Origin of the sequence: Argonema galeatum A003/A1, assembly GCF_023333595.1 — a bacterium.
GTDB lineage: Bacteria > Cyanobacteriota > Cyanobacteriia > Cyanobacteriales > Aerosakkonemataceae > Argonema > Argonema galeatum.
The window spans coordinates 25,625-36,408 of sequence record NZ_JAIQZM010000049.1; the positions used below are offsets into that span (position 1 = coordinate 25,625).

The window sequence follows — 10,784 nt, forward strand, 5'->3', positions numbered from 1 at the left end:
ACCTGACTGTATATGGATGAATTTGCAAAGAAAGTCCGCGATCGCCGCCTCCAAGAAAAACTGAGCCAGCAAGAGTTGGCCGATCGAGTCGGGATCTCCCGCAACTACCTGTCCCAAATCGAACGGGGACAAGCCACAAACCTCTCCTGGCAACTAATGGAGAAACTGACCTCCATTTTGGGGCTCAAAGGCGATCCAACGGGAATACAAGCAGAGATGGCAGATATTCCCCCCACTTTGGCTGAATTTGCCAAATCTGCGGGATTGCCCCCTGATGACTTGATCATGCTGGCTGGTTTAAAATACCGAGGACAGCAACCCACCACACCGGAAAAATGGGAACTGCTCTATAACGTGATCAAAATGACCGTTGGAAAATGAATCGTGCGTGAGGCTCCACCACCCGCTCAACCCTACCGCCATCCGGGAGAGGCGTTTTTGTCTGGCTACGGCGCACTCCGTAGCGAGGATGATGTGTTCGGCTATGTGGAGTTTCTGCGCTGCGAATCGGGGTTGAGCGATCGACCGCCGATCGATCTAGAGTGCATCTACCAACACTTTGGCATCCCGACACCTCTGCGTGCCCCTCTAGACGAACAGCAAGGCATTTTGGTCGATAGCCGCACGGGAATCATTTTGATTAAAGAGAATGATCCGATCGTGCGCCAGCGCTTCACCGAAGGGCACGAATTGATGGAACTGCTGTTCGACGCCCACGAACAAGTCAGGATTGGCAGTTTTCTGCCGAATTGGAGCGGACAGCGCAAAGAAAGATTGTGCGATCGAGGTGCAGCAGATTTACTGATGCCCCAGTCATCTTTTTTACCTCGGTTGAACGAATTGGGAATTTCCCTGAGTGCGGGGCGAGTTCTAGCGACACTCTACCAAACATCCCTCTTAGCAACTTTGGTGCGAATGATACAGCAGGGGTCTGGAAATTATGCTCTAGTAATGTGGCATTGCGCCCTCAAACCAAGGGAAGTGAAGGAACTTTCTGCCACAGTTTCCCAACCTCAAAAAAAGCTGCGGGTTTGGTGGCGAACTCAGACTCCAGATTGGACTGGGGGCTTTATTCCTAAAGATAAGTCTATTCCTCACGACTCGCTGATTTCCTACGCTTACGTCAGCGGACAACCTTATAGCGGTATGGAAAGAATTCACTTGGGTTGGGGTTTGATTGACTGCCATATAGAAGCGATGCCGATTCAGATGGGAGATAAGTATTGTGTTTTGTCTCTTCTACATTCGATCGGTTCTGCGATTTGATACACGGATTGCTATTAATGCTTACACTACGAATCGGTTATCTTGCCTTTAAGAATGAGATAAATAGAGCCGGGTAACCAGAACAACAGTGCTGTACCAACTTGGGCAAATTTATGATTGTGGAAACTATCATACAAATAATAAATTGTTGAAACCAGACCGATCGCACCAATAATCCGCAACGTAAATGGGTGACTCTGGGGGAAGAAACAGAAGATCGCAATAATGGCGCACAATCCTACCAGCCCTGCTGTACCCCAATAGAACAACGATGGGTTTTCAGGCGGTCTGGTGACTAATATCTCTCGTCCTTGCACAATCAAAGAAATACCAGCAAGTATGGAGAGTATTCCCAAAATTATGTAAAAATTTCTGTTCATTATGTCCTACCTAATGAATAATATGCCTAGTTATGTCTCATCTAGTCTTTGAAGATTTTCAAGCAGTTCTAACAAACCAACCGTACCCACAAAAAAAGTATATATTCCATATTTGATAGGCATTTGTTTTATTGCTCCTGCATAAGAAGCTGCTATAATTGCCTCAACTAAATGAATTACCACAGCAAAGCGCTCAATCCAAAAGACTGGATTTAGAAAGCTTGGCATTCCGCTGTTGGTTATTAATCCATAAATATTCGCTATTTCCAATCCTATTGCACTGGCAATGAGAACCACAGATATAACTTTTATAAGTCTGAATAAATTTGTCTTGGCATCCTTTAAATTCATGTTGTTTACTAAGTATTTTGTGTCAATCTGCCACAACCATTGCTCAAGCAATTGTCAGTATAATACATATTAGCTGAAAAAGCAAATTGTCCCCAGCCTCTAGGCTGGGGCTACACAAACGAAGACTGGGGTACACCTATCCTGCTAAAATACAATTGGACTCGATCGGCCCTTCGCAGACCTGTCGATCCCATGTTTGACGACTGTTTAGTATAAGTACTCAGCGTTTGTGTCGGTTATAGTAATAGACCAACCTACGGCAAAATCAGAAAGATCTCAACAATGGAGGGGTTATGTCTAAGCGCAAAAAGCACAATCGCCAATGGATTAAAGAAACTCTAGAGCTAAAAGAAGACCACAATTGGAAATCACAGCCAGGAACTCGGATCTTTGTCGCGGGGCGAGGGGCGTTACGCTTCGATGTCCCCCAAGATTGGCATTTTGAACCGGATACGAAATCGTTCCGGTTTCTAGATAAAAAGCCACCGAACGATGATTGTCGCTTAGAAGCTTCTTTTAATTTACTGCCGCCTGGGGACTGGGCAGATTTTCCGCTGGTTCCGCTATTAAAGCAGGTGGTGCTGGATGATGAGCGGAATCCGATCGAGCAAGGCGAAATTATTCGACTCAAGCGCCAAACAGCCCGCATCGTTTGGACTCAATTCAAATTTATCGATCCTCAAGAAAACCGCGAAGCTTATTCGCGAATCTGTATTGGGCTAGGTTCTGGAGTTCAGTGTTTGATTACTTTTGACTACTGGGTGGACGATGCGGAACGCCTGACTCCAGTATGGGATACGGTGATGGAATCGTTGGTTCTCGGTTTGTATATCCGCGATCCGCGAACGGGACTGGCATTCCCCGATTAGTAGTTTACCAAATTAATGAAAATAATTTGGTTATTTCGAGTCAGTTATGCAGTAGGGACACGGCCTAATTAAAAATTTGCTATGAGCGACATTATTTATGATGCCGCGTCCTTACCATCATAATTCCAAAAGGCAGATTTTTTGCTGATAACCCCCGTTTCTGGGTAAGTCCTAAAACTGTGGAGATTAAAATCAAATGGTTATGCAGGCTGAAGATAAAAAATATTACACTCCTGAAGAATACCTCGATTTTGAGGTTAACTCGGAAGAACGCCATGAATATATCAACGGGGAGATTGTTCTGATGACTGGTGGAATGCCAAATCACAATCAAATTGCTCTCAACTTTAGCGGTGCTTTAAACTTTGCCCTCAAGCGTCAGCCTTATCGAGTTTTTGTCGCCGATCAACGTCTTTGGATTCCGAGAAAACGCATTCATACCTATCCTGATGTGATGGTAGTTCAAAATGCGTTACAATTGCAAGAAGGACGGCGAGACACGATTACTAACCCGTTAATCATCGCTGAGGTTTTGTCCGATTCGACGAGAAATTATGACAAGGATGCGAAATTTTCAGCTTATCGAACTATTCCTAGCTTTCAGGAATATCTCCTCATCGATCAATATACTATGCACGTCGAGCAGTTCTTCAAAACGGATAATAAACGTTGGACTTTTTCTGAGTATGATGATGCTGATGAAACGATTTCGTTAAATTCTATTTTTTTTCAAATCACGCTGGCTGATATTTATGATAAAGTTGAGTTTGAGGTAACAGAAGTTAGCGATAATTAGGAATGTTTTTGATCGCAGATGCACGCAGATAAAGATTGGCTTTGGTCGGAGTAATTAGTAATCAGTCATTTTACCTTTGACAATTAGGTAAATAGAGCCAGGGAACCAGAAAAATAGTGCTGTTCCTAATTGAGCAAAGTTATGCTTATGGAAAGCATCATATAAATAATAGATGGTGGAAATTAGACCGATCGCACCAATAATTGGCAGTTCATATCCTTAATTCTAATATGAGCGATCCACTCTTGCCTAAGTGCATCTGAAACTAGCCTACGCGATCGCTCTGTTTGTTCGCTAAAAGCGCTCGCTCTTTATGATAAAATATAAATAAGCTAAAATTTGACCGTTTTCAATAAATTATGAGTATCACTCCAAAGGGAACAGGAATACCAGAGTTATATCGCCTTTATCGTACAGGCAAGTTGATTGTCAACCGTCGATATCAACGTAAGCTTGTCTGGACAAAAGATGAAAAAGCTTCTCTCGTGGAGAGTGTATTACTCAATTATCCAATACCATTGGTTTTGCTTGGAGAAGTCAATCTAAATGACGGAGACAAGGGTTTTGAAATTATTGATGGGATGCAAAGGCTAAATGCTTTATTTGCTTTTATAGAAAACCAATTTGCAGTAAATGAAGCTTTTTTTGATATAAGGGAACATTCTTTTGCAAAAGATTTATCACGTCAAGGTATCTTTAAATCTGTGGATTTAGAAAAATCTAAACTTTTAGAACCGCAGAAGTGCGCTAAATTTTTAGAATATCAGTTAGCTGTTACAGTTTATCAGCCTAAATCTCCTTATGAAATTCAAGACATTTTTAATCGAATCAATTCAAATGGAAAACATTTGTCACCTCAAGAAGTTAGACAAGCAGGCGTTACATCTAAATTTTCAGAATTGGTACGATCTCTTGCTTCTGAAATTCGTGGAGATGTTTCAAGAGAGGTACTTCCTTTAACTGATATGCCTGCAATTAGCATTAATGCTAAGTCAATCGATCTTGGCTATGGAGTACGTGCAGAGGAGACAATTTGGTGTCAGCAAGGAATTATGCGTATTTCTGATTTACGTGATAGTGACGACGAACAATTCTTAGCGGATATCGTACTATCTATTGCTTTAGGAAAACCTTTTGCTGCCAGTAAACCAAGTTTTGATAACTACTATGGCAAGGGTGATATTGATAAATCAGATGGGATTGAGGTTTCTATTAGTAGATATGGAGAAAAAAATCTGAAGGAAGATATTAAAAATGTCTTGTCTTCGATTCAGGAAGCTATTAAACTAATAGCAGGAGATCAACAGAAAAATTTTCTTAGCAAGACATTAAACCCAACAGCAAAAGGAAATACCGTAAAAGAGCCATTCTATTCACTATTCATGGCTTTCTACGAACTGATTATAAAGGAATCAAAAGAGCCATTCGATATTAAAGAGATTTTTGGCGCACTTACTGACCTATCATCTAAAATAAAAATGAGTTCAACTATTACAGAAAAGAACAGGATAAAAAATATTAATATCGCTAAAGGATTAGTTCAGAATTACTTTAAAGCTTCAAATACCACAACTCGTAGTAGTGGCTCCTACGCATTAGATTTTAGAAACTATCTAATGAGATCAAAGGTTGAAGCTCCTAACTATGACTTTAAACAGGGCTTATATACGCTAAGTGATAGTAATAGAAAATTTGATGAGGGAACTTTTGAAAAAATCCTTCAAAATATCGCAGCTATGGCAAACTTAGGCAAAGGTAAAAAAGGATATATTTTCCTTGGTGTTACTGATGATGAAAACGATACCCAGCGTATTGAAAAGTTAGATGCTATTAAAGTACCTCGTGTATATTCATTTGGTATTGTGGGATTGGCAAGGGAGGCGATTCTCAGGAACACAACGCTAGATGATTATATACTATTAATTTCTAGAAAAATCCGTGACTCTGAACTACCTGAATCTTTAAAAACTCAGATAAATACAAGTCTTACTCCTATCACATATGAGGAATATACAGTAATCATGCTTGAAATTAGAGCAGGTACAGAGCCTGTGTGGTATAAAAATAAACTTTATATACGTGATGGACACGAAAAAAAGCCTCAAGAACAGTCAGGCGCACAGATTAATGCTGTATGGAATCTGTTTAGATGAATAGCTTAGTTTGGTTTCAAAGATAATAGTGGGAGAATTATAAATCCCCAGAACCTTCACCTGATGCGCGATCGCGCCAGTACCTATGTGCAGCGACAAACAATCTCACCGATCGCTCTTTTTGTTCGGAGTTGCGATGCAATCGTGCTAACGTACTATTCCCCCAGATACCGGATTTCTTTAAGAAGTCCGGTATCTCAACCCACCGATAGAGTAAAATTGTCACCTATCCGCCATCTGCTAACTCCTTTACCTCATGTATTGCGACTACTTTGAATCGCTGACACCAAAGTAGAATTGCAACAAGCCAATCAATGTACATTGAGCCTTCAAGTTCAAGTAAATGTAATGAATGAAACAATGTACATTGACCTTTCAAGCTAGTATCTAGTTGCTAAAAACATCCTTGATGCTATCAACAGTGCGTTCAATAGCATTTTTGGTGTTGTCTACTGCTTTCTGAGTACGAGCCGAATCTTCATCTGCTCTTTTTTCAATTCGAGCCGCATCTGTCTTAGCCTTACGCTCAACGAAACTACCATCGTCATCCGTTGCTTGCTCAACTCGATCGGCATTTTTATTGGCGGTGCGCTTGACTTTATCTGCCGTATCTTGAATGAAATCCTTGGTTCGTCCAGCATCTTCACTGGCTTTCTCCTGAACCTTAGAGCCAGCATCTGCTGCTGCGATCAAGTTTACAGCAGGAGCAGCTATTGCGGCGGTGTTCGAGAAAAACGCACCCTGCCAAATGAAGGCGATCGCGGAAAGACAAAACAGAGTTGTAGCTATCCAGCGTCCTACAACTGAAGGCCGTTTCGTAAAATAATTCAGTTTCATAGAATACAATCTTCATGAGATTTAGCATTCTATTTTTACTTCATCTGGCTCATTGGTCAAATCGCTCCCCAGATAGAGGTTTTTCCGTTATAAGTTGTTAAACGAATTCACTATTTTGATAGATTGAAGGCGGTGGCTCCCGTATTCGTCGTACTTGCCCTCCGACAACAGTTCCGTTTTCATCCGATAAAAGGGGGCGCGGGTTGTGTCCGGTAAAGGGGACTGGGTAATGCGATCGCGATCGCACTCTCTCCTACCTCATAATCGCCAATCGCACCCACACCACACGAACGCCAGTAAAGTAAAATTTTCTTTACATCCGCCATTTGCCAACCCCTTGACCCCATGCTTTGCGACTACCTGGTACAAATCCTCACCGCCCGCGTCTACGATGTTGCCCAAGAAACACCCCTAGAATACGCCCCAAACCTGTCTGCACGGCTGAATAACAAACTTTTGCTCAAAAGGGAGGATATGCAGTCCGTCTTCTCCTTCAAGCTGCGGGGTGCTTACAACAAGATGGTAAATTTGTCGCCGGATAAGCTAGCACAGGGTGTAATTGCTGCGTCTGCGGGAAACCACGCTCAGGGAGTCGCTCTCGGTGCCCGTAAGCTGGGAACAACAGCTATTATCGTGATGCCAGTAACTACGCCTCAAGTGAAGGTGGATGCGGTTAAAGCGCGTGGGGGAGAGGTGGTGCTGTATGGTGATACATACGATGATGCTTATGCCTTTGCGCGTCAACTGGAAGCCGAAAAAGGGTTGACTTTTATTCATCCGTTTGACGATCCTTATGTAATTGCCGGACAAGGTACGATCGGGATGGAAATTCTGCGGCAATATCAGCAACCGATTCATGCTATTTTTGTGGCGATCGGCGGTGGTGGCTTAATTTCTGGGATTGGCGCTTATGTGAAACGGTTGCGTCCTGACATCAAGATTATTGGTGTTGAACCAGTGGATGCGGATGCTATGTATCAATCCTTGAAAGCCGGACATCGGGTGCGCTTATCGCAGGTGGGTTTATTTGCGGATGGCGTTGCGGTGCGGGAAGTGGGGGAAGAAACCTTCCGTCTGTGTCAGCAATACGTAGATGAAATTATTCTGGTAGATACGGATGATACTTGTGCGGCGATTAAAGATGTGTTTGAGGATACGCGATCGATCTTAGAACCAGCAGGTGCTTTAGCGATCGCAGGTGCCAAAGCCTACGTGGAACGGGAACAAATCCAGGGACAAACCTTAGTTGCTGTAGCCTGCGGTGCTAACATGAACTTCGATCGTCTCCGTTTTGTAGCAGAACGAGCAGAATTTGGCGAACGCCGCGAAGCCATTTATGCTGTCACTATTCCCGAAGAACCGGGAAGTCTCCGCCGGTTTTGCGAATGTCTTGGCAGACGCAATCTTACCGAATTTAGCTATCGCATTGCCGATGAAAAAGAAGCACATATCTTTGTAGGCGTGCAAATTCAAAACCGTGCCGATGCTGGAAAGATGGCTGAAAGTTTTGAAGCTTGCGGTTTCAAAACTCTTGACTTAACTGATGACGAATTAACAAAATTGCACTTGCGCCACATGGTTGGCGGACGTTCTTCTCTCGCTAATCACGAATTGCTTTATCGTTTCGAGTTTCCCGAACGTCCGGGTGCGTTAATGAAGTTCGTCAGTTCCATGAGTCCCGATTGGAATATCAGTATGTTCCACTACCGCAACAATGGCGCAGACTACGGGCGAATTGTTGTGGGAATGCAAGTTCCGCCTAACGAAATGGGAGAGTGGCAGGCATTTCTCGATACCCTAGGATATCGCTATTGGGATGAAAGTAACAATCCAGCTTATAAGTTGTTTTTGGGGTAGGAAAGTCGCCCTCCTTACTCTATAGATAAAGAAAATCGCATTTATTCTGAAACAGAGCAAGATATCGCTTAGCTCTAAGTCAGTTGTTTCTGCTATATGTCAGATAACTGACTACGAAATTCGTCCCAAAGTTTGAAGAACAGTTCCCATGCTTCTTCATCCGATTCAGTCATGTTTTTAATTATCAAATACCAATTGACTGCGTTACCCATACAGAATTTTTTTCTTAACCAATCGTTGAATTCAGTTTCAAGCTTACAATCAAGCTGCTCTGATTGTAAAATTTCATGTTCATAAACCGCTTGCTGATAGCCCATCATCAAACACCATTAAGCAGCTTTGTAAACCGTTGGTTTTGGAAGTGGTTCGCCAGTAGCTTCATAAGCTAAAATTAGCGACTCCAAAGCTTCAGTACCATTGGCAAAAGCTTCCTCATAACTATCACCATGAGTCCGCCAACGCTGTCCGGGAAAATCAGGAAATCCCACTAAGAAACAGTTGTCTTCATCAGACCATTGAACGAGCATTTGATACTTAAATTTCGTCATTTTCTTGGTTTTCCTGTTGTTGTTTAAATTGTCCTTATAGTTTAGAAGAAATTTTGAGCGATCGCTTTTATCCAGGTGAAGTTATGAGCGATGAATTAATGGAATAATAGTAATCGATTGGGCGCTCGCCTAACTTCAACTTCACTCTGGCAAAAAATCATCATTAACTACTTGCGCTAAATCATACGGACATAGCTGGGGAAATGTCTCTAATGGTAATCTGGTTTCAGCTTTCGCTTGCTTAACTGCTTGCAGATAGCATTCGGAAAAAATACTTTCTAAGTAGTTTTGAAGGCTGGGTGAATCGTCTATAGACTCCCTGATACGTCGGCGATGTTCGATAATACTACCCTCCCAACTTCCACTCCTCATTTCAGGTTGGAATTGCCACTTGAGTAAATGGAGAAAAACCACAATCAGGTTACTTTTTAAACTTTTCCGTTCGCTTCTCCCCATATCTTCAATTTCTTCGATTAAATTTTCCCAGTCCACATTCACATAGTCACCACTCCGGATTTTTTCCAGAGTGGTTTGTATCCATTGCAGGTAATCTTTTTCGTACAGAGTTTGGCGATCGGTTTTGAGGACAGACATGGCATTTTTTAGTAGCTAGCTAGTTGTGGGTAGTTGCAGTATATGTTCGTCGGCTTTCATGTTAAAAAAATGTTGCTAAAAGTAACTATTCTACATTTTCTGCAAATTCAATCGGATAAAAGCGATTAGCTGAAAAAGCCAGATCGTAACGACTGAACTGCTTCAATTTCATCGTTCTTTGCCTGTTCTAGGAACCTATATAGCCCATCCTTCGGCACTTGAGGAAACGTTGGGCTAACTTCGACTTCAACGTAAACACCTTCCTGAAGTTGATAAATTCGCCACACCTTACCGTTAAATCGCCAAAATTCTGGCACTCCAATGCTGGCATAGAACTGGTTTTTCTGAATATCGGTATGGGTAATGTCTACCTCGACAACCAAATCTGGTGGCGGATCTTGGGAGAAATCGACATTGCGACCTTTGACTAATGGCTGATTTTGAATGTAGTAATCGTTGTCAGGTTCTGCGCTCTTTTTTAAATGAGGATAGTTCATTGTCGTTGAACCCATTGTTTTCATTCGCATCCCCAAAAGTTCAACTAATGTGCGAATAAAGCACTCAATTAAGCGGCCATAAAATTCATGATCTTCCAATGGCATGGTGATTTCTAACACTCCATCGTCATAGGTCAAACGAGAACCACGCGATTGGGGAAGTGCATTCAGAATTTGCAGGTATGCTTCCCAAGAAATGCCACGAATCACAACCCGCTGTTCGCCGATGAGCGGTTGCTGAAATTCAGTTTTCGGTTCTGGTGCTGCAATAACCATAAGTGTCAATAAACTGCTTATTGCTGATAGTTATTTTGTAACTTTTTTGAATCATTCATAGATCTAATCTTGGCCCGATCGCAAATTGCTTACCTCCTCAAGGCTAAGTCCGGTGATTTGACTGATGGTTTCATCATCGAGTCTATCTAATAATTGTCGCGCAATTACGAGCTTTTCTTCTCGGCGACCTTCTTCCCGACCTTCTTCCCGACTTTCTCGAGCAGCTTTGATGATCGCTCCTTGTTGGTCGTAAATAAACATTTCTCTTCGTTCCAAGTCTTCTAGTTCTTCCCGGCTTAAATTGACTTGATTAGCAATTCCAAAAGCTTTATGAATTTCGGGAATGCTGTCTATTATTTC

14 protein-coding genes and 1 pseudogene are annotated in these 10,784 nt (G+C 42.3%); 6 read left to right on the top strand and 9 right to left on the bottom strand.

Going from position 1 to position 10,784, the window contains the following annotated elements:
- Positions 1–12 precede the first annotated feature (12 nt).
- Together LAY41_RS29310 and LAY41_RS29315 are read left to right on the top strand one after the other, a co-directional pair.
- On the top strand, positions 13–381 hold the full coding sequence (locus tag LAY41_RS29310; RefSeq protein WP_249105775.1) for a helix-turn-helix domain-containing protein: 369 nt from the start codon (positions 13–15) through the stop codon (positions 379–381).
- Between the two features lie 3 nt (positions 382–384).
- Entirely contained in the window at positions 385–1,266 is an 882-nt protein-coding gene (locus LAY41_RS29315) for an ImmA/IrrE family metallo-endopeptidase (protein WP_249105778.1), read from the top strand.
- 26 nt (positions 1,267–1,292) lie between these two features.
- Here the strand turns inward: LAY41_RS29315 and LAY41_RS29320 are convergent, their stop codons facing one another.
- Both LAY41_RS29320 and LAY41_RS29325 read right to left on the bottom strand, forming a co-directional pair.
- Complete coding sequence (locus LAY41_RS29320) at positions 1,293–1,646, bottom strand: hypothetical protein (protein ID WP_249105780.1); 354 nt, start codon at positions 1,644–1,646, stop codon at positions 1,293–1,295.
- Between the two features lie 30 nt (positions 1,647–1,676).
- Positions 1,677–1,997, bottom strand: a complete 321-nt coding sequence (locus LAY41_RS29325) for a hypothetical protein (protein WP_249105782.1) — start codon at positions 1,995–1,997, stop codon at positions 1,677–1,679.
- Positions 1,998–2,290: 293 nt separating this feature from the next.
- Between LAY41_RS29325 and LAY41_RS29330 the strand changes: the two genes are divergently transcribed.
- From LAY41_RS29330 to LAY41_RS29340, 3 genes are all read left to right on the top strand, one after another.
- Entirely contained in the window at positions 2,291–2,866 is a 576-nt protein-coding gene (locus tag LAY41_RS29330) for a hypothetical protein (RefSeq protein ID WP_249105784.1), read from the top strand.
- Between the two features lie 196 nt (positions 2,867–3,062).
- Positions 3,063–3,662 carry a Uma2 family endonuclease gene (locus LAY41_RS29335; protein ID WP_249105786.1) on the top strand — a complete coding sequence of 200 codons (600 nt, stop codon included), beginning with the start codon at positions 3,063–3,065 and terminating at the stop codon, positions 3,660–3,662.
- 359 nt (positions 3,663–4,021) lie between these two features.
- Positions 4,022–5,815: a GmrSD restriction endonuclease domain-containing protein gene (locus LAY41_RS29340; RefSeq protein WP_249105788.1), complete on the top strand. Its 1,794-nt coding sequence runs from the start codon at positions 4,022–4,024 to the stop codon at positions 5,813–5,815.
- A 37-nt stretch (positions 5,816–5,852) separates the two neighbouring features.
- On the opposite strand, the gene LAY41_RS29345 is transcribed toward LAY41_RS29340, so the two are convergent.
- From LAY41_RS29345 to LAY41_RS29355, 3 genes are all read right to left on the bottom strand, one after another.
- The gene (locus tag LAY41_RS29345) at positions 5,853–6,041 is read right to left on the bottom strand and encodes a hypothetical protein (protein ID WP_249105790.1); all 189 of its coding nucleotides are present in this window, start codon (positions 6,039–6,041) and stop codon (positions 5,853–5,855) included.
- Between the two features lie 161 nt (positions 6,042–6,202).
- Positions 6,203–6,652: a hypothetical protein gene (locus LAY41_RS29350; protein WP_249105792.1), complete on the bottom strand. Its 450-nt coding sequence runs from the start codon at positions 6,650–6,652 to the stop codon at positions 6,203–6,205.
- A 179-nt stretch (positions 6,653–6,831) separates the two neighbouring features.
- Positions 6,832–6,978, bottom strand: a complete 147-nt coding sequence (locus LAY41_RS29355) for a hypothetical protein (RefSeq protein ID WP_249105794.1) — start codon at positions 6,976–6,978, stop codon at positions 6,832–6,834.
- A gap of 19 nt (positions 6,979–6,997) precedes the next feature.
- On the opposite strand from LAY41_RS29355, the gene ilvA reads away from it, so the two are divergent.
- Positions 6,998–8,509 carry a threonine ammonia-lyase, biosynthetic gene (ilvA, locus tag LAY41_RS29360; protein WP_249105796.1) on the top strand — a complete coding sequence of 504 codons (1,512 nt, stop codon included), beginning with the start codon at positions 6,998–7,000 and terminating at the stop codon, positions 8,507–8,509.
- 329 nt (positions 8,510–8,838) lie between these two features.
- Here ilvA and LAY41_RS29365 read toward each other — a convergent pair whose 3' ends face one another.
- The 4 genes and pseudogenes from LAY41_RS29365 to LAY41_RS29380 all read right to left on the bottom strand — a co-directional run.
- On the bottom strand, positions 8,839–9,057 hold the full coding sequence (locus tag LAY41_RS29365; protein WP_249105798.1) for a type II toxin-antitoxin system HicB family antitoxin: 219 nt from the start codon (positions 9,055–9,057) through the stop codon (positions 8,839–8,841).
- A 141-nt stretch (positions 9,058–9,198) separates the two neighbouring features.
- Positions 9,199–9,651 carry a DUF29 domain-containing protein gene (locus LAY41_RS29370; RefSeq protein ID WP_249105800.1) on the bottom strand — a complete coding sequence of 151 codons (453 nt, stop codon included), beginning with the start codon at positions 9,649–9,651 and terminating at the stop codon, positions 9,199–9,201.
- Positions 9,652–9,776: 125 nt separating this feature from the next.
- The gene (locus LAY41_RS29375) at positions 9,777–10,424 is read right to left on the bottom strand and encodes a Uma2 family endonuclease (protein ID WP_249105801.1); all 648 of its coding nucleotides are present in this window, start codon (positions 10,422–10,424) and stop codon (positions 9,777–9,779) included.
- A 63-nt stretch (positions 10,425–10,487) separates the two neighbouring features.
- Positions 10,488–10,784: pseudogene (locus LAY41_RS29380) on the bottom strand (Rpn family recombination-promoting nuclease/putative transposase); the annotation flags it as partial.